Here is an 18,906-nt window from a genome sequence, read left to right as displayed (position 1 = left end):
GGCCGCGTGAAGTTAATGGAATATTAGTATTTACCCTACAGACTGGTCAGAATTCGAACAAAGTTTTGACACGAAGCCAGCCTAGGCTGATGGGATCGTAGGGCGAAAATACCGCCAAGCAGAAAAGAGCCACTGATGTTCATCTTGTATATCATACTCGGAATAGCCTCTGGAATGCTGGCAACGACCGTTGCATTGCTCTCGGGTGCCGGCATCTTTCTGGCAATTCTCGCGTATATTGTTGGTGGAATGATCGGCTTTGTTGCAGGTCTGGTCTGGGTCAACACCCCCCAGCAAGAACGCTCCGAAAAGCACGCAGCCGCACAACGTAGCTAACGCGCTTTCTATCCTGACAACCTACTGAACAAGGCTTGCTTTATCGTTGGTCGGTATGGCTATGACTGCAGATGATGTATCGCTGGCTTTCTGCACGCGACGGCAACATCTGCTAGTCCTCCAGCGGACGCGCCTCATCGACCAGCATGACAGGTATCCCGTTGCGGATCGGGAATGCGACCTTGCCAGCCTCGCTGACAAGCTCCTGCTTGTCCGCATCATAGCGCAACGTCCCTTGAGTCAACGGGCATACCAGCGCCTCGAGCATCTTGGGGTCGAATGCTGTTCCACTCATTGCATCACCTCTTCACCTGATCCACCACGCAATGCGAATTCGATCAAAGTCATGAGCGTTTCGCGCCGTGTGGTCAAGGACGGCGCTTCAAGCAGGGCTTGTTTATCCTCGGGCGCAAATGGGCAAAGCATCGAAAGTGAATTGATCAACAACTCGTCCTCGGCCTCGCCAAGGCTTTCCCAATCGGTCGATAGCCCCTGATCCACAAGATAACGCCCCAGAGCCTCCATAAAGGCCTCGCGGTCGAAACTGTCATCGCGTTCAACCGGCCCGAGATCGCGTTCAAATCCCTGCCAGCTGACGTTGCAGCGGCGGTAGGGCGTGAACCCTTCGACTTCCTGCGTAATCCGGAACCGCGAAATGCCCGCGAGGGTAATCATATAGCGACCGTCCTCGGTCTCGGAGAACGCCGTCACACGGCCAGCGCAGCCAATACTGTGCAGCTTCCCGCCTTTGCCGGGCGCATCATAAGGCTGCACCATCCCTATCAACCGCGAGGGTGTTTTCAGCACATCATCCAGCATCGCCAGATAACGGGGTTCAAACAAATGCAACGGCAGACGCGCGCGCGGCAACAGCAATGCCCCCGGCAAAGGAAAGACCGGAATTGTGTCAGGCAGATCATATGATGATGTCATGACCATTAAACTAGGCCGAAGCCGTGGTCAGGCAAATATCATCGAAGAAAGTTTTCGCCGCCCGTTCAATACAATCGGATCCTTGGCATCTCGTGCATCGAAAATCTTGAATAGCTGGGCCTTGGCCGCCCCGTCATTCCATTCCCGATCACGGCGAAAGAGTTCCAGCAGCGTATTCACAGACTCTTCCACCTGACCGCTGGCATGCAGCGCAGTCGCCAGATCGAAACGTGCCTGATGGTTGTCGGGATCCGCCTCAACCGCCGCCTGCAATTCCGCCACAGGCCCCGCATTCGCGGCCTCACGCGCGAGCGTGATCTGCGCATGAACGGCCTCAAGCAGCGGATCGGTAGAGATTTCGGCAGGTGCGCCATTCAGGATCGCCTCGGCCTGATCAATATCGTCCAATGCCAGATGCGCCCGCACAAGCCCCGCATAGGCGGGCGCATTGTTCGGCTCTTCCTGCAGGATTGCGGCAAAAGTCTCGGCCGCATCCGTTACCGCACCTTCCGCCAGCATCTGCTCTGCCGCCTCAATGGCCGCACTCAGGCCCTCCGCCTCGGGATCACCGGCAAGGGCTGCGATCTTGTCGACAAAGGCGTTGATCTCGGAGGGCGGCAAAGCGCCTTGAAACCCGTCGACAGGACGGCCCTGATAGAAGGCATAAACCGTCGGGATCGACTGCACCTGCAACTGGCCCGCATAGGCCTGATGCGCGTCCACGTCGATTTTCACAAGCTTGACCCGCCCTTTGGCATTGGTCACCGCCGCTTCAATCGCGGGGCCCAGCGTCTTGCACGGGCCGCACCATGGCGCCCAGAAGTCCACAATCACCGGCACGGTCTGCGATGCTTCGATCACGTCCTTGGCAAAGCTTGCGTCGGTTCCGTCCTTGATCAGATCAGCGGGGGCACCTGCATTTGCATTTGCGTCCAATTCCAGCATGGCCTGTCTCCTTCAACTTTCTGTTAGCCCCTATATGTGCGCTCGGGGCCATAAGTCCAAGGGGCAATGCCGCTTTACCAAACCAAGCACTGCGCTTAGCTTGGCGATATGACAAAAACCATCCTTACGTTCGGCGATAGCAACACCTACGGCACGCCTCCCGCGCATGCGCGGGGTGAGAACCGGCGCTTCGGGCCCGAAACCCGCTGGCCCACGGTGATGCTCTCCGAGCTCGGGGAAGGCTGGGCGCTGATCGAAGACGGCCTGCCCGGACGCACGACCAGCCGCGCAGACCCTGTGATGGGCGCGCATATGGATGGGCAGCTGGGGCTGCGGATCGCATTGGAAAGCCAGGGACCGATTGATCTGTTGACCATCATGCTGGGTACGAATGACCTTAAAACTCATCACGGCGCAAGCGTGGATCAGGTGGTCGCGGGGCTCGCAGGGCTGGTTGGCATCGCCCGCTCCGAGCCATACCAGACGCGACATAACGGCTTTGACATTCTGCTGATCGCCCCGGCGGTCGTACTCGAACAAGGAACATATCGTGACGGGCTCTTGGGTGCGCAGACGAAATCCCGCGATCTGCCCTTTGCAATTGCGCAACTGGCCGATCACTGGGGTCTGCCGTTTCTGGATGCGGGCATGCATATCAGGCCCAGTCCAATTGACGGGCTGCATTTCGAAGCACAGGACCACATCACGCTGGGGCGTGCGATAGCCGCGAAAGTCGCAAGCCTGTGACGCATCCGAAACTTGGCGCCATTGCCGTTGTGCAGCACGAAGGCCGGTTCCTTCTGGTGCAACGCAAAAAGGAACCCAACGCCAATACATGGGGTTTTCCGGGCGGTCATGTGGAGCTGGGCGAAACAGCGCGTGACGCCGCTATCCGTGAACTGGCCGAAGAAACCGGCGTCGTCGCGACCGCGCAGGGTTACCTGACCAACCTCGATGTCATCACACGCGATGCGGACGGTGCGGTGCTGTTCCATTACCTCCTGGCGGTGGTTGTCTGTTCGTATGACTACGGGACGCCCATCGCCGCCGATGATGCGCTTGATGCAGGCTGGTTTACAGCGGATCAGGCGAAGGCACTTCCACAAAGCCCGAACCTGCAATACGTGATAGACCTGTGCTGCAGGTAAGGTGGGTTTCAACCCACCCTATTCAACAACACCAACCATCGGTCCAAGCTGGAACCCGAAATCACTGCGCCCTTGGGCGCGCGAATAAAGCCGCGATACCTTGCCGTCGAAATAGAGCGCGTTCGGCATAGCCAGATAGTCTTTGAAGAAAGACCCGAACTCGTAAAAGGTGACACTATTGTTGGAAATCGCAAATACTGCCGTCGCCCCATCGGCACTTGTGCCAACCCCGTTACGCACAAACCGTGATGTGCTGTCGGGCAGGAACCGCGGATGTAGCACACCGTCAATCACGAGCATCGGCCCTGATTGGGTGGCATCCCGACAGGCCGGCGCATTTGCGACATAGGCGAGCGTTTCATAGACCTGCGCCGAAGTATCCGTGATGCAAAACACCCCGTTGGGCAGCAAACCAAAATTGCCCGGCCCCGCATTCGGAATCACGCGCATCGTCTCGATACCGCCTTCGACGTAATGACCCACAGGCGAGCGGTCATCATGGTACATCCCCGCGTTCATCGCAAAGGCAAGGCTGCCGACCGACGGCAGATCCTCCAGCGCGCCAAAGCTACCGATCACGCCACCCTCCGCATCCTTGTAGAAGAGACGCAAATCCTCTTGCGTCGCATCCACCGTGCAGACCGTATAGCTGTTCCCCAGATAATCGACGTCCTCGCAACTCACAGCCGCTGCCGGCAGCGCCCAAAAGAGCAATGCCACAGCGAGCCAGCGCATCAGTCGTCCAGATCCTGCCGCACGTGATCTTTGGCCAGCAAAGCGCGGGTCGCATCGATCTGGTCAAACGTGCCGTCGATCTCGAACCGCAGTTCAGGCGCGAATTTCATCGTGCCCCCTTTGACGACCAGATGGCGGATCTCATGCTTGTTGCGCCGCAGCGCCGCCAGCGCCTCTTCTTTGCCCTGCCCACCAAGGGGCAACACAAAGGCCGTCGCAATCCGCAGATCGGATGTCATGCGCACCTCGCCCACGGTAATGGACATGCGCGCCAGTTCTTCGTCATGCACGTCACCACGTTGCAGGACCTCGGATAGGGTGCGGCGGATCACCTCGCCCACGCGCAACATGCGCTGGGTGGGGGCCTTGCCGTCTCTGTTTGCATTGTTTGCCATAGCCCTCACTTAATCCCTGATCGGTCCCTTGCCAAGCAAGCCTTTGCGTCCACGGCAATCCGCCGCTAAGAGAAGGCACAGATAAAGGAAAACGCACCATGACAGACACACCAGGCATCGTGATCACAGGCGCATCGGGCCGCATGGGCCAGATGCTCATCAAAACCGTGCTGGCCTCGGACAAATGCCGCCTTGTGGGTGTGCTGGAACGGACAGGGCATGACTGGATCGGTCAGGATATCGGGACCGCCACAGGCGGTCAGCCAGTCGGCGTTGCGGTCACCGACGACGCGGTCGAGGTGTTTGCCAAGGCACAAGCCGTGATCGACTTTACCGCCCCCGCCGCCACCGTCGGCTTTGCAGGTCTGGCCGCACAGGCGCGCGCGGTGCATGTGATCGGTACAACAGGGCTGTCCGATGATGATCTCAAAGCCATCAACGCCGCCGCGCGCCATGCCGTCATCGTGCGGGCGGGGAATATGTCATTGGGTGTGAACCTCTTGGTGCAGCTGACCAAAAAGGTCGCTGCCGCACTGGACGAAGACTTTGACATCGAAATCATCGAAGCCCACCACAACCAGAAGGTCGACGCCCCCTCCGGCACGGCCCTGATGCTGGGCGAGGCCGCAGCCCATGGGCGTGGCGTCGCGCTGAAAGACGTCAGCGACAGCGGACGCGACGGGATCACCGGCGCACGTAAACGCGGCGACATCGGCTTTAGCGCCATTCGCGGCGGCGATATCGTGGGCGAACATGATGTGCTCTTTGCCGCTGCCGGTGAACGGATCGTACTCCGCCACATCGCAACGGACCGCGCGATCTTCGCACGCGGCGCGCTGAAAGCCGCACTCTGGGGCCAGGACAAAGACCCCGGTGAATACGATATGATGGATGTTCTGGGCATCTAACCGACAACAAAGGGCAAACCTTCCATGACCAACAAACGCATTGTGCTTTCCTCTGATCACGCTGCCATCGGCATGCGCCAAACCATCGCCGACCATATCACGGCGCTGGGGTACGAAGCCGTCGATATCGGCCCGACCACCCCTGAAAGCACGCCCTACCCGCAACATGGCGAAGCCGCCGCGCGGCATGTCGCCTCTGGTGATTGCGCGCTGGGGATTATTCTGTGCGGCACCGGCCAAGGCATCATGATGGCCGCCAACAAGGTCAAAGGCGTGCGCTGCGGGGTGTGTTCCGATGCGTTTTCCGCGCGCATGATCCGGCAGCACAACGATGCCAACATGCTCTCGCTCGGGGCGCGCGTGATCGGCGACGCCCTTGCGCTTGATATCGTCGATGCCTTCCTGAATGCCGATTTCGAAGGTGGCCGCCACGCAACCCGCGTGGACATGATCAAGGCACTTGAGGACGGCTAGGAACAGGCAGAATTTCGCGCATCTCTGCAGCCTTCAGGCAGCGCAAGTGAACCAGTCATCCGCGCGCTACGTATCAAGGATATTCCACAAAGCGGAGGATCCGGTGAAACATGCGATTTTGACATTGGTACTCGCCACCGCTGCGGCGCCAGCTGTTGCGGACAGTTATGTGCCCATCAAGGACCAGGCGACGTTCGTATCGCTCGTTGAGGGCCGTGAACTCAGCAATTTTTTCTACGGTGTCAGCCTGAGCGTGTCACCGGACGGAAGCATTGCGGGCTCGGCCATCGGATGGGACATCGTCGGCAACTGGACGTGGGAAGACGGCTATTTCTGCCGTGAGCTGAGCTGGGGCGGCGATCCGATCCCCTACAACTGCCAATTGGTCGAAGCACGCGGCGATGACCGGTTGCGCTTTACGGTCGATCAGGGCGCGGGCGACAGTGCTTCATTCCGCTTGCGGTAATCTAGCCCAGATCACGTGATCCATAGCGCAGGATCACGGGCACGATCAGCTCTTCCTCATCAATCAAATGGCGGTCAAGCAGGCCCTCCAGCTTGGCCAGTTCGGTCTGGAAATGCCCTGCCGCGGTTTGCAGCTTGTTGCGGTTTGCTGTCAGGCCTAGCACCTCATTCGCGCGTCCCACAAAATCGGCCAGAAATTCGTCCAGATCGTGGTGGTCCTTATCAAGAATGGCAAATCCCTTCGCGATCCGCGCGTCTTTCTTCACCAGCTTCGGGAAATAATATTTGTCCTCAATCGTGTGGTGTTCATGCAGCCCGTTCACCAGCATACCGCCATAGCGCGATGTCAGCCCCGCGAAACGACCCGCCTCGATCTTGCGATCCAAAAGCGCCTCTGTCCCGCTACGCAACTCGCCCAAGAGCTTGCGAAACATCAAATGGCGGTCCAGCCAGAACCGGATCAACCCGTCAAAACCGGGGTCCAGTTCCCAACCGTCACGCGGATATTCGGCCAGAAGGACGCGCAAGGCATCCGGCAAGGCATCACGTTCGGCAAGTGCAAGTTTCTTCATAAAGAGGCCTTTCCAACCATCAGGTCACCTTTGGGCATAAACTGCCGGGTAATACCAACACAAGCGCCCCGAACGTCCATCAAGAGAATCATCGGTCCGCCTTAGAAAATTACGTGTTAGATCATGCCTCAAGTCACAATTGTGCGCGTTTCCTGTTTGTCCCCAAGTAGAACCCGCTGTCGCTGGGTCAACTGCCGATTAACCTTGCCATTTGCCGTTTGGAGTCAAAAGATGGTGTCAGAGGCGTAGCTGATACGCTCACACTTCAACGATTGCGTCGCCAAGATGCAACTTCAGGGAGAAAATGATGACACTGAAATCCAGACTTTTCGTAACAACAGCCGCGGTGCTGTTTGCGACCTCAGGCGTAGTCTTTGCAGATGCGCACGCCACACACCCCGTGACCGGCGAAGCGCTCGCCTCTGACCAGACATTCACGTACCGCGTGGGTGATGAAAGCCCGTCGATTGATCCCGGTCTCGTCGAGGACGTGGATGGGGCCGCAGTGGTGCGCGACCTTTTTGAAGGTCTCTACAATCAGGATGCCGCAGGCAATCTGGTCCCCGGTGTCGCACTCAGCCACGAGGTCAGCGACGATGGCCTCGTCTACACATTCACGCTGCGCGATAATGCAATGTGGTCGAACGGCGACACAGTCACGGCCGGTGATTTCGTCTACGCATGGCAGCGCGCCGCATCGCCCGCACTGGCATCGCCCTACAGCTGGTACATCGAGCTGATGTCGATCGAGAACGGTGCCGCCGTGATTGCAGGTGACATGGAGCCATCCGCACTTGGCGTCACAGCCATTGACGACACAACGCTCGAAGTCCGCCTGTCCCAACCTCTGCCATATTTCCCGCAAATGCTGACACATGGTACGACCTTCCCCGTCCACCAGGCGACCGTCGAAGAATTCGGCAACGACTGGGTTCTGCCGGAAAACATGGTATCCAACGGGGCCTATGTCCTGACCGAATTTGTCCCGCAAGAGCGCCTCGTCCGCGAGCGTAACCCGATGTATTGGGACAACGACAACACCATCATCGAACGTGTGGTCAAACTGGTTGTGCCCGATGAAAACGTCGCTTTGACACGCTATCTCGCTGGTGAGTTGGACTTGACCGACGTGCCCGCTGGCCAGTTCCCGCGCCTTTCGGAGCAATACCCGGATCAGGCCGTTTCCGTGCCAATGGCATGTTCCTACTATTACATGTTCAACCTGCGCGACGGTGCATCGCCTGAAATTCAGGACCCCAACGTACGCAAGGCCCTGAGCCTCGCCATCGACCGCGATATCATCGTGAACAATGTACTCGCCGGTGGTCAGAAAGCCGCCTACACCTTCACACACTGGGCGACTGCCGGCTTCGAGACACCCGACATCCCGATGGCGACAATGACCCAAGCCGAGCGGAACGCCATGGCGGTCGAACTCTTAACCGAGGCAGGCTACGGCTCTGACAATCCGCTCAGCATTGATCTGGTGTACAACACCAACGATTCCCACCGTTCTGTTGCAATCGCGATCAGCCAGATGTGGAAGCAGACACTGGGTGTCGACACCACGCTGGCCAATCAGGAATGGCAGACTTTCCTCGAAGCCCGCTCGAACGGTGATTTCGAAGTCGCGCGCGGCGGTTGGTGTGCAGACTATAACGAGGCCTCGACCTTCCTTGACCTGATGCAGTCGGAATCGGGCTATAATGACAGCAAATACGTGAACCCCGAGGTTGACGCGCTGCTGGCCGAGGCAAAGACATCCGCGAACCCTCAGGCCAACTATGACCGTGTCGAGGAATTCATCGCGCAGGATACGCCGATCATTCCTATCTACCACTATGCCGCAGTCGATATGTTTGCGGAGAACCTCGAAGGCTGGCCCTACGAGAATTTTGAACAGACATGGTACTCCAAGGATCTCTACAAGATCGCCGAGTAATCACTTGACGTGATGGACCGCGCCCCACCCTTACGGGGCGCGGTTTTCCCATTCTGTGAGGACCCCTGACATGCTGAGCTTCGTCTTCCGCCGCCTTGCTGTGGCAGTGCCGACCCTGTTGATCTTGGTCGTCCTGTCTTTTGTCCTGATGTACGCAGCGCCCGGTGGCCCGTTCAACTCCGAACGGCCGCTACCACCCGAGGTGCTTGCCAATATCGAGGCGAAATACGGGCTGGATCAGCCGTTCTGGAAGCAGATCGTCAATTACGTGGTCAGCGTGGTCACGCAATTCGATTTCGGGCCCTCTTTCCAATACAAGGACCGCAGCGTGAACGACGTGATCGCACAAGGCTTCCCGGTCACGCTGACCTACGGGTTCTGGTCCTTTGTCGTGGCTGTCACCGTGGGCGTGTCACTGGGGGTTGCCGCCGCAATCAAACAGAACTCCTGGGTCGATTACTTCGCCGTTGGCGTCTCCATCGGCGCGCAGGTCCTGCCGAATTTCGTGATGGCCCCGCTTTTGCTGCTCGTCTTCACACTCTGGCTGGGATGGTTGCCCGGCGGTGGCTGGAACGGCGGCCAGTGGCAATTCCTGATCATGCCCGTGATCGCACTCTCCACCTCTTATATGGCCTCGATTGCGCGGATCACACGGTCCTCGATGCTTGAGGTGCTGAATACCAATTTCATCCGCACCGCCCGCGCCAAGGGCCTGCCGATGCGCCGCGTCATCTGGAAACACGCGATGAAGCCCACAATGCTGCCGGTGCTGTCCTATCTGGGGCCAGCCTTCGTCGGCATGATCACCGGCTCGGTCATCATTGATGTGTTCTTCTCCACCGGCGGCATTGGCCAGTTTTTCGTGAACTCTGCCTTCAACCGTGACTATTCTGTCATCATGGGGATCACCATTCTGGTGGGCACCCTGACAATCCTGTTCAATCTTCTGGTCGACATCCTCTACGCGTGGATCGACCCCAAGATCCGCTACTAAGGGGGCTGCGTGATGTTACCCAACAGAGCAGCCGTCGAAGGCATCGCCGAAAACATGCATCTTGCCGAAGTCAAAGGCCGGTCCCTCTGGGCCGATGCGCGCACACGGTTCTTACGCAACCGCGCCGCTGTCATATCGCTGATCATGCTGTGTGCGGTGGCAGGCTTTGCGCTCTTCGGGGGGCTTATCGCCCAATACAAGGGTGATTTCGTCAACTTCAGCCTGATCGGCAGCAACGCATACCTTGGCGTCCCGTCCCTTGAAACAGGGCACTATTTCGGTACCGACAGCAACGGGCGCGACCTGTTCGCACGCACCGTGCAGGGGACCGGTATTTCACTGATGGTCGGTGTCGTGGGGGCCTTGGTCGCCGTCATCGTCGGGACGCTTTATGGGGCGACCGCAGGCTACTATGGCGGGCGCATTGACGGGATCATGATGCGGATCGTTGATGTGCTGATGTCGATCCCTTTCATGTTTGTGCTGATCCTGATGCTGGTGATCTTCGGCCGCTCGATCTTTATGCTTTTCCTGGGGATCGGCCTGATCTCCTGGCTTGATATGGCGCGGATCGCACGCGGCCAGACACTCACCATCAAGAACAAGGAATTCGTGGAAGTCGCTGTCGCCACCGGTGTGCGCCCGCTCAAGATCATCCTGCGCCACATTGTGCCGAACCTCTTGGGCATCGTGATCGTCTACGCCACCCTGCTGGTGCCCAATATGATCATCTTCGAAAGCTTCATCAGCTTTCTGGGCCTCGGCGTCCAGGAACCTGCCACCTCGCTGGGTGCTTTGATCAACGAAGGCTCGCGCACCATGCAGTTCGGCTATTACTGGCAGATCGCCTTCCCGCTTTTCTTTTTCATCGTGACCATCTTCGCCTTCTTCTTTGTCGGCGACGGCCTGCGCGACGCGCTTGACCCCAAGGACCGCTAGATATGAGCCTGTTGGAAATCGAGGACCTCAAAGTCACCTTCACCACGGCCGATGGCGACGTGAACGCGGTGAACGGCGTCAGCTTCCATGTCGACAAGGGCGAAACGCTTGCGATTGTCGGCGAGAGCGGGTCCGGCAAAAGCCAGACCGCCTTTGCCACGATGGGGCTTTTGGCCAAGAACGGACGCGCCACGGGGAAGGCCCGCTTTGACGGTCAGGACCTGCTGCAAATGTCGCAGCGCGAATTCAATGCGATCCGCAGCAAGGACATCGCGATGATCTTTCAAGACCCGATGACGTCGCTCAACCCCTATCTCAAGATCAGCGACCAGATGGCCGAGGTGCTGATGCTGCACAAAGGCATCGGCAAATCCCAAGCGGTGAAGGAATCCGCGCAAATGCTTGACGCCGTGCGCATCCCTGATGCCGCCGCGCGGATCACCATGTATCCGCATGAATTTTCGGGCGGGATGCGTCAGCGGATCATGATCGCCATGTCGCTTCTGTGCCAACCCCGCCTTTTGATCGCGGATGAACCGACAACGGCACTTGATGTAACTGTGCAGGCACAAATCATGCAGCTCCTGGGCGATATCCGTCAGGATTTCGGGACCGCTGTGATCCTGATTACCCATGACTTAGGTGTCGTCGCAGGGTTTTGCGACCGCACGCTGGTGATGTACGGCGGGCAGGTCATGGAAGAGGGCACCACCGATGATATTTTCGCCACCCCAGCCCACCCCTATACCAGCGGGCTGCTCAAGGCCGTGCCGCGTCTGGATCGCGATGATGGCGACCTTCTGACCATCGCGGGCGAGCCGCCGGACATGTCAAACCTGCCCAAAGGCTGCCCCTTTTCGCCACGCTGCGCGGTCAGCCTTGATCGCTGCCGCAGCCAGCGCCCCGCGATGGAAACCATCGGCAACCGCCGCCGTGCCTGTCACCTTCCCGCAAGCGAGGTCGCATAATGGCCCCCCTTCTGTCAGTCCGTAACCTCTCGGTCACTTTCGATGTCGCAAAGCCCGGTGCATGGCCATGGACACCACCGCGCAAACTGCGCGCGGTTTCCGAAGTATCGTTCGACCTGAAACCGGGCGAATGCCTTGGCATCGTCGGCGAAAGCGGCTCGGGCAAATCCACACTGGCGCGCGCCATCGTCGGCACGATCCCGTCATCTGACGGGAACATCTTTTTCGAAGGTGCGGACCTTGCCAATATGGACACGCGCGAACGCCGCGTGCACCGCCGCGATGTGCAGATGATCTTTCAGGACCCGCTTGCCGCGCTGAACCCGCGCATGACCGTGGGTGAAATCATTGCTGAGCCACTGATCACGCACGAACCCAACACACCGCGCGCCGAGGTCAAAAAACGCGTTGGCGAATTGATGGAACGTGTGGGGCTTCTGCCCAATCTGATCAACCGTTATCCCCATGAATTCTCGGGCGGGCAATGCCAGCGCATCGGGATCGCCCGCGCGCTGATCCTGAAACCGAAACTGATCATCTGCGACGAACCCGTCTCGGCGCTTGATGTGTCGGTGCAGGCGCAGGTCATCAACCTGTTGATGGAATTGCAACGCGACATGGGGTTGTCGATGATCTTCATCGCGCACGACCTGAGCGTGGTAAAACACATCAGTGACCGCACGCTGGTGCTCTATCTAGGCCGCGTGATGGAGATGGCAGAGAGTCGCAAACTCACGACCTTGCCGGAACATCCCTACAGTCAGGCGCTGATCGCGTCCGTACCGATCCCCGACCCTGTGCTGGAGCGCGCACGCCCGCGCCCTGTCCTTGAGGGCGAATTGCCATCGCCGCTGTCACCACCTTCGGGCTGCGTTTTCCGCACCCGCTGCCCCAAGGCGCAAGCCTCCTGCGCGGGCACGCGACCCATGCTTGAAGACATCGGTGACAACCATTTCGTGGCCTGCCCGTTTCATGCCGCAGAACAGGTCCTTGCCGCAGAGGCATAGCAAAGATTTTTAGCTAAAAATCTTTTGTCAGAACAATTTTCGCAGAAAATTGTTCGCTCCTGCCCCTAGTAGTCGCGCTCGTAAAACAGCCCGATGCTGGTATCACCCGCCTGATTCACGCTGCCTTTGGCCGTCACCTCCGAGGTGACATCAAGGTTCAGGTTAATCTCTGTTTCACCGGTACTTGTGACCGTCACATCGGTATAGACGTTTTCCGACACATAGGCCCCCGCCCGCACGGCGGCATTGCCCTCATCGTCGGTGGTCACATCAAAATCATCAAGCCCGACCCGTTGGCGGAAACTGTCAAGCGCACCACCCCCGCGCCCTGCCAAAGTACTGATGGCCGAGGCAAGTTGCACAGCCTGCAACGGGCTGATACTTTCCAGATCGCGTCCGAAAATCAGCTGCGATAGCACCTCGTCCTGCGGCAATTCCGGCACCGACAGGAAACTGACCTCGGGCGCATCGGCCGGGCCCTCGACAACGATACTGATCACTGTGCCGGTATCCGTTTCCGTGGTCGCCACAAGGCGCAGGAACGGGGCAAAGTCGCCCTGGAGCGTCGCCGTCCCCTCATCAAGTTCAAAGCGCTGCTGCAGGATATCGATCCGCCCGCGGATCAGTTCGAACCGCCCCACTGGGATCACATCATTGCTGGTGCCGCCAATTGTCAGGCTCCCGCCCAATTCCGCATCAAGACCACGGCCGCGGATAAAGATACGCGATGGGGCATTGATGACGATATCCAGCGGAAACGCCGGCCCACTGCTGCCCGAACCGGTATTCTGTGAACCATTGCCATTGACCACACCCGCCCGCTGCAACGTGCGTCGGACTGCGGCAGAGGCATCGACATGCCGGACATCGGGCAAATCGCCCAGTGAACTGATCGACGACGACGGCACCTGCACATTTGTCTCGCCAAGCTGCAATCGCCCCGAAATCCTTGCGCCGCCGCGTAGCGGGCCGTTGAGGTTTATCGCACCCGCGACACGCGACGAATAAAGCTCGGGGTCCTGCAAAACCACATCGTTCAACGCGACCGTAATGTCGGCCTGATTGGGCCCCGTCAGCGCAACAGGCCCGCTAATCGTAATACTGCCGCCACTTTCCACACGGGTCCGCAAGTCAATCTGCGCGCTGCCATTCGCCATGTTTATACCACCCGCAATATCCGTCAGCGCCTCACCCAGGTTCGGGGCGGCCAAACGCCCGTCCGAAAATGTAATCTGCCCTCCCAAAGACGACAGGGCGGGTGGTCCGTTCACACTCAGATCGAAATTCGCAAGCCCGCTGAGACGCCGCGGATCAATCGCTGTATTTGCCAAGGCCAAAGGCGCGCTGCCATCGACTTCAATCGCGAGCGTGCCATTCTGACTCACATCCCCCACAATCTGCGCATTCAACCCGCCCGGGCCGGTGCCTGTGGCATCAATGCCCCATGTGCCGTTTTCATCCAGAGAGGCTGATCCGCGTGCACGGATCGGTCCGCTGATCTGATCAGTCAGAATGCCCACGTCGCGCAAACTGGCGTTGAACCGGCCCTGACCAAAACCTGCCGCCCCGTTCAGCGCGCCCACAACCGACAGTTCGCGGGTGGACACCTCTAATGTCCGCACCGCCAGAACCTCATCCGCGAATGACACAGTCGCATTAATCCGGCCCGTCCCCGCCAAAAGCGCGTCAACCGTCGGGTTGCCAATGCGCAGGTCTTCACTGCGCAGGTTCACTTGGGTATCAAAGCGGCTGAGATCAGGCAGCAGGCTTCCTGATGCTGTCAGATCAACGCTGCCTGCCACCGGTTGACCGATCAGCGTGGCAAATGCTGTAAGGCTCTCGACCTGCAGGTCCAGATCACCGGAGACTTCGCGTCCATTCTCTGGCGAAGCCACTGTTGCGGTCAGCCCCACATCTGTCCCCGGCCCCAAAGCGCGCAGCGTCACATCGGTTGCATCCATCGGCGCAGGCACAGCGGTCAGGTCCACGGTCACCGGCCCGCTCAGGCTGGGATCAAGCAAGTCGGCATCATTGATCCGGAACGCAAGGTCCGCCGTGTTGGCGCCCGTCAGCGACACATCTGCATCACCGCGCAGCGACATCGCCGGCGTCCGGACCAGCAGATCGCCGATCCCGAACCGTCCGTCACCTACGTGCGAAAGCGCGGCTGTAAAACTGCCTTCACCCGCCAGCAGGGGGTCAATGCGGGCCACACCCGTCACCAGATCGCGTGTCTGTGCGCGCAGATCAACGTCAAACCGCTGTCCATCTGCAAGAAGGACACCGCTTCCCTCAACTGACAAAGCACCGGCCAAGGGCCGCCCGGCCAATCCGGCATAGCGTGTCAGATCGCTGATCTCGGCCTCAATCGCAGCATTTAGTGTCTGCCCTGTTTCGGCTGGATTAACAGTCCCGCTGGTGTCAAATGTCGCCGCAGGGCCCGTGCCGTTGAGTGCAAATTCGATTGTACCATCCGCACGCTGTGTGACGTCACCCGCCACGGCAGCGGGTCCTGACAGGTCAGGCAGAACGAGGGCCACGTCGCGCAGGCTGGCATTGATACGTGCATCCGCACCCTCGCTGGTCAATGCGGCATTGGCCCGGATGCTGGCCGCATCGGTATTCACGCGCAAGTCCTCAAGCCGCGTGCCTGCGGTATCCCGCACCGCCGTCGCCGCGAATGTCCCCGTGCCGGCCAAAATCCGGTCAGCCTCGGGAATACCGATCGACAGATCACTGGTTTCCCCAGACACCACGAAATTGAACAGACCATCCAGCGGCGTCATATTCGCCAGCACAGCCAGTTCGGCCCCGCCCCCGATATCGCGCCCCGCAAGCGTGGAGAACCGCCCCAACCCCGCGATACCGACATTCATTGTGGCATTGGTACGGAAACCGGCATCAGGCCCCTCGATCGTCGCCTGCGCCTGTGCGTCCAGCCCAGCACCGCTCAGGGTGAGCCGCGTGATCTCAATCGGCGCGCCTTCTACGCGCGACGCGTTGAATTCGCCACCTATCTCGTCACCAAAGGCCCGCGCGGCACCGGCATCATCCAATTGCAGGCCTGTCGCGCCATAGGCAAGATCAGCGGTGAAAAGCCCCTGTTGCGTCCCTTCACCAGAGCGTAACAAACCCCCGCCCTGCAGGCGCAGCGTGTCAATCGACAGCCCGGGACGGTCCAGCCCCTGCACTGTGATATCTGCGCGCCAAGTGTCCGCGACCCCAGCGTCGTAGCTGATCGCCAAATCCATGCCATTCACAAAGGTACGCGGGCCACTGAGAGGCAAAAGAACCGGATCATTCCCCAAAGCGGTGATGCCCCCGTTCAGATCAATCACCGCGGGCCAGCCCCCGCTGCCGATCTGCACCGAACCATTCAACGCCACACGTCCCGCATCCAGCGCAAGTTGCTGCACATCAATGCGCCCGTCTGCCGCCTGGAACACCTGCGCAGAGAGGCTGGCGTCATTGCCAAAGAACCCCTGGTATTCGGGTAAAAACAGCGGGCTGATATCACCACCAATATCGAGCGAAATCCGCCGCGCGTCCCCGGCGCTGGTCAGCGCGAAGTTGCCCGTAAGGCGGTCCTGTCCATCCGTCGCAATCGCCAGTGTCGCCGCGTAGTCATCCAGCGGGGCCGCACCCGCGACCTCCAGTTTGACGGCGGGTCTGCCGGGCAGATCAATCAACCGCGCCACAATGCCGTCTGGTCCCTCGTCAAGGTTCAGGAACAGATCGAGCAGGCGGGTTTCGTTCACAAAACTGCCGTTGATCTCGAAAATACCGGATTTATCGCCCAAGCGCTCGGCGTTGAGCGTCACAGTCCCTTCGCCATCAGCCAGCTGCGCAGATCCGTTCAGCGACACCGTGATTGGCTCGCCCAGAAACGCCTCGCCCAACTCGACGCTGTCGATACGCAGCTGATCAAGGGACACGCTGACCGGCAATTCCGGCAAGGAAAACGGCTGCGCTTCGGGCGCGGGGCCCGTGTTTTCTGACAGGGGCGGGCGTGATACGATAATCCGCGCGGCGCTCAACTCGCTGACATCGATGACACCGCGCAGCAGGGCTGTTCGTCTCCAGTTCAGCACGATGTCTTCCAGCGTCAGCCAAACACCATCGGCATCCGCAATCGTCAGCACGTCAATGGTTGCCTCGGAACTCAGCGCGCCCTCGAAGCCCTGAATATTCACCTGACGGCTGACACCGGACAGGTTTTCCTCGATCAAACCCGCCAGATAGCCCTCGCCGTCATCCTCTTGTGCGGAGGCCGTGAAAGGGGCAGCGCAGAGCGCACATATGCTTAAGAACCGTTTCAAAACGCTTGTCCGATACCGATGTAAACCTGCAAATCCTCGCCTGCGTTGTCGCCGCTGGCCTGTGTGCCCAGATCCAGACGGATCGGCCCGATCCCTGTATTATAGCGCAGGCCAACCCCTGCGCCCGCATGCCATTCTGCATCTTCGAAGGGCGAGGCCGCAGCACCCACCTGACCAAAATCATAAAACCCGACAAGGGAAATATTCTCGCGGATCGCATAACGCGCTTCAAGCTGCGTCCCGAGGAAGGATGCCCCCCCCGTCGTCACAGTCTCAAGACCTTCCACTGTTTCAACGCCCAGTGATTGATAGGCCTGTCCGCGGACCGTACCACCACCGCCCGAGTAGAACAGAAAATCTGCAGGCGCTTCGGTCAGGTCGGCACCCAGAACGCTCCCCAGTTGCACGCGCCCGGCCAGTGTCAGCCTTTCTTCTTCGCCCAAGGTCACATAACCCCGTGCATCACCATAAAGCCGCGCACCGCTGATTTCACCGTCAGTGCTGATAAAAGGCGTGGCGCTGACATCAAGATAGTAGCCGTTTGACGCATTCGAGGGTTCATCGCGACGATCCAGTGTCGCGTCCAAGGGCAGCGTGAACAACGTATATTCGCGGGTCTCCAGTGCGGTTTCTTCACGTGCCCGCAATATCCCGACACCCGCGCGCACAGTCAGATCATCGCTCAGGATCCGTGAAAAGCCGGCTTCAACGCTGATCTTGTCAATCAGGAATTCCGGTTCATCCTGCCGCGAAATTTCGCCACTCAGATAATAGTCGGTGTCAGGGCCAAAGGTTGCCGGACGCGTGAACGTGCCGCCCAAACGGTAATCAATGCCGCCCGTCTCACCAGTGATCCCGGACACCTCTGCATCCACGCGGATACGTTCCGCCCCACCCAGCAAATTCCGGTGCAGCCAGAACGAGGACAGCGTGACACCTTCAATCGACGAAAGCTCGATCCCGAAACCGATCCTGCGCGGATTGGCTTCGGACACTCGCGCATTGATCGGCAAAGTATCGTTCGGGCCGATCTGGTCCGCCTCGGAAAGCGCGACACTTGCAAAACTACCGGTTCGGCGCAGACGCCGCTCGGCCGCGTCCATTTCTTGCGGCGAGAACACTTCACCTTCCGGTAATCCCGCTATTTCACGGACACGGTCATCATCGACGTTGCGATTGCCCGAAACCGAAAGCGGCCCGAACCGCAAACGCGGACCGGTATCAAGGACAACATCGACATCCAGCTTCGCATCCGCATGGCGCGCGACAATGCGCTGGTCCACGACACGCGCCTTGGCATATCCCAGATCACGCCAACTGTTGATCCCGTCCCGCACCACATCCCCGATCACAGCCGATTCCGCGGTGCGACGCGGCCCAAGATCATCAAGCAGCGTGGTCGCGGGCGGGAGCGGGGCAATCTGCACATCACCAAAGGTAAACCGGTCACCGGGATCAACCGTGATAACAACCTGACTGATTGCATCAGGCGCATCCAGCGGTGCGATATTCGCAGCCTCGCGTCCGTCAACAGTGATCGAGATTGTCCCACCGTAATACCCCGATCCATAAAGCGCCGTCAGCAGGCGGCGGTAGTCTGCACGGGCGGCGGCGATATAGTCTTGCGGCGCTGACCCTGCTTCCAGTGCAACCAACAGCGAAGCGTCGTTCAATGCGGTTTCGGCGGCATCCGTCACCAGCCGCACGTCTTGCGCAGAAGCGGAACTGGCACAAAAAAGCACAATCGCACAGGAACGTTTCAACATGTTTCTACCGCGCCTCCAACGTCGGATCGGCTCTTCTTTCCAGTCGTCTTGGGTGGCCTA

General features: G+C 59.3%; 19 protein-coding genes. 11 read left to right on the top strand and 8 right to left on the bottom strand.

Annotation, left to right across the window (positions count from 1 at the left end):
- The first annotated feature begins 135 nt into the window (after positions 1-135).
- Positions 136-336, top strand: a complete 201-nt coding sequence (locus C7964_RS01620) for a hypothetical protein (RefSeq protein WP_110277959.1) — start codon at positions 136-138, stop codon at positions 334-336.
- A 112-nt stretch (positions 337-448) separates the two neighbouring features.
- On the opposite strand, the gene C7964_RS01615 is transcribed toward C7964_RS01620, so the two are convergent.
- From C7964_RS01615 to C7964_RS01605, 3 genes are read right to left on the bottom strand one after another with little or no spacing between them, the layout of a single operon-like run.
- Positions 449-631 (bottom strand): Trm112 family protein, encoded by a 183-nt coding sequence (locus C7964_RS01615; RefSeq protein WP_110277958.1) that lies wholly within the window; start codon positions 629-631, stop codon positions 449-451.
- On the bottom strand, positions 628-1,269 hold the full coding sequence (locus C7964_RS01610) for an LON peptidase substrate-binding domain-containing protein (protein WP_110278515.1): 642 nt from the start codon (positions 1,267-1,269) through the stop codon (positions 628-630). Before C7964_RS01610 ends, C7964_RS01615 begins: the two co-directional genes overlap by 4 nt.
- A gap of 27 nt (positions 1,270-1,296) precedes the next feature.
- On the bottom strand, positions 1,297-2,214 hold the full coding sequence (locus C7964_RS01605; RefSeq protein ID WP_110277957.1) for a thioredoxin family protein: 918 nt from the start codon (positions 2,212-2,214) through the stop codon (positions 1,297-1,299).
- 108 nt (positions 2,215-2,322) lie between these two features.
- Between C7964_RS01605 and C7964_RS01600 the strand changes: the two genes are divergently transcribed.
- The gene (locus C7964_RS01600) at positions 2,323-2,961 is read left to right on the top strand and encodes a GDSL-type esterase/lipase family protein (RefSeq protein ID WP_110277956.1); all 639 of its coding nucleotides are present in this window, start codon (positions 2,323-2,325) and stop codon (positions 2,959-2,961) included.
- Entirely contained in the window at positions 2,958-3,362 is a 405-nt protein-coding gene (locus tag C7964_RS01595) for an NUDIX hydrolase (RefSeq protein ID WP_110277955.1), read from the top strand. Before C7964_RS01600 ends, C7964_RS01595 begins: the two co-directional genes overlap by 4 nt.
- A gap of 18 nt (positions 3,363-3,380) precedes the next feature.
- Here the strand turns inward: C7964_RS01595 and C7964_RS01590 are convergent, their stop codons facing one another.
- Positions 3,381-4,097 carry a phosphodiester glycosidase family protein gene (locus C7964_RS01590; protein ID WP_110277954.1) on the bottom strand — a complete coding sequence of 239 codons (717 nt, stop codon included), beginning with the start codon at positions 4,095-4,097 and terminating at the stop codon, positions 3,381-3,383.
- On the bottom strand, positions 4,097-4,492 hold the full coding sequence (gene rbfA, locus C7964_RS01585; RefSeq protein WP_110277953.1) for a 30S ribosome-binding factor RbfA: 396 nt from the start codon (positions 4,490-4,492) through the stop codon (positions 4,097-4,099). Before rbfA ends, C7964_RS01590 begins: the two co-directional genes overlap by 1 nt.
- Positions 4,493-4,590: 98 nt before the next feature.
- On the opposite strand from rbfA, the gene dapB reads away from it, so the two are divergent.
- From dapB to C7964_RS01570, 3 genes are all read left to right on the top strand, one after another.
- A complete protein-coding gene (gene dapB / locus C7964_RS01580) occupies positions 4,591-5,400 on the top strand; it encodes a 4-hydroxy-tetrahydrodipicolinate reductase (protein ID WP_110277952.1) in 810 nt (269 codons plus the stop codon).
- 24 nt (positions 5,401-5,424) lie between these two features.
- Complete coding sequence (rpiB, locus tag C7964_RS01575) at positions 5,425-5,874, top strand: ribose 5-phosphate isomerase B (protein ID WP_110277951.1); 450 nt, start codon at positions 5,425-5,427, stop codon at positions 5,872-5,874.
- Between the two features lie 103 nt (positions 5,875-5,977).
- Positions 5,978-6,340, top strand: coding sequence for a dihydrodipicolinate reductase (locus tag C7964_RS01570; RefSeq protein ID WP_110277950.1), 363 nt, complete (start codon positions 5,978-5,980; stop codon positions 6,338-6,340).
- Between the two features lies 1 nt (position 6,341).
- Here the strand turns inward: C7964_RS01570 and C7964_RS01565 are convergent, their stop codons facing one another.
- Positions 6,342-6,911 (bottom strand): hemerythrin domain-containing protein, encoded by a 570-nt coding sequence (locus C7964_RS01565; protein ID WP_110277949.1) that lies wholly within the window; start codon positions 6,909-6,911, stop codon positions 6,342-6,344.
- Between the two features lie 307 nt (positions 6,912-7,218).
- Between C7964_RS01565 and C7964_RS01560 the strand changes: the two genes are divergently transcribed.
- The 5 genes from C7964_RS01560 (at position 7,219) to C7964_RS01540 (ending at position 12,761) form a co-directional block, all read left to right on the top strand.
- On the top strand, positions 7,219-8,853 hold the full coding sequence (locus C7964_RS01560) for a peptide ABC transporter substrate-binding protein (protein WP_110278514.1): 1,635 nt from the start codon (positions 7,219-7,221) through the stop codon (positions 8,851-8,853).
- A gap of 70 nt (positions 8,854-8,923) precedes the next feature.
- Positions 8,924-9,847 (top strand): oligopeptide ABC transporter permease OppB, encoded by a 924-nt coding sequence (gene oppB / locus C7964_RS01555; RefSeq protein WP_110277948.1) that lies wholly within the window; start codon positions 8,924-8,926, stop codon positions 9,845-9,847.
- A 12-nt stretch (positions 9,848-9,859) separates the two neighbouring features.
- Complete coding sequence (locus C7964_RS01550) at positions 9,860-10,786, top strand: ABC transporter permease subunit (protein ID WP_110277947.1); 927 nt, start codon at positions 9,860-9,862, stop codon at positions 10,784-10,786.
- Between the two features lie 2 nt (positions 10,787-10,788).
- Positions 10,789-11,754, top strand: coding sequence for an oligopeptide/dipeptide ABC transporter ATP-binding protein (locus tag C7964_RS01545; RefSeq protein ID WP_110277946.1), 966 nt, complete (start codon positions 10,789-10,791; stop codon positions 11,752-11,754).
- The gene (locus C7964_RS01540) at positions 11,754-12,761 is read left to right on the top strand and encodes an oligopeptide/dipeptide ABC transporter ATP-binding protein (protein ID WP_110277945.1); all 1,008 of its coding nucleotides are present in this window, start codon (positions 11,754-11,756) and stop codon (positions 12,759-12,761) included. Before C7964_RS01545 ends, C7964_RS01540 begins: the two co-directional genes overlap by 1 nt.
- A 65-nt stretch (positions 12,762-12,826) precedes the next feature.
- Here C7964_RS01540 and C7964_RS01535 read toward each other — a convergent pair whose 3' ends face one another.
- Together C7964_RS01535 and C7964_RS01530 are read right to left on the bottom strand one after the other, a co-directional pair.
- Positions 12,827-17,080 (bottom strand): translocation/assembly module TamB domain-containing protein, encoded by a 4,254-nt coding sequence (locus C7964_RS01535; protein WP_286163694.1) that lies wholly within the window; start codon positions 17,078-17,080, stop codon positions 12,827-12,829.
- A complete protein-coding gene (locus tag C7964_RS01530; protein ID WP_110277944.1) occupies positions 17,077-18,846 on the bottom strand; it encodes an autotransporter assembly complex protein TamA in 1,770 nt (589 codons plus the stop codon). The genes C7964_RS01535 and C7964_RS01530 overlap by 4 nt, the downstream gene beginning before the upstream one ends.
- Positions 18,847-18,906 lie beyond the last annotated feature (60 nt).

Source organism: Loktanella sp. PT4BL (assembly GCF_003201935.1).
Classification (GTDB): domain Bacteria; phylum Pseudomonadota; class Alphaproteobacteria; order Rhodobacterales; family Rhodobacteraceae; genus Yoonia.
Note: the sequence above shows the minus strand (reverse complement) of the source record. Positions and strands in the feature narration are given on the sequence as shown.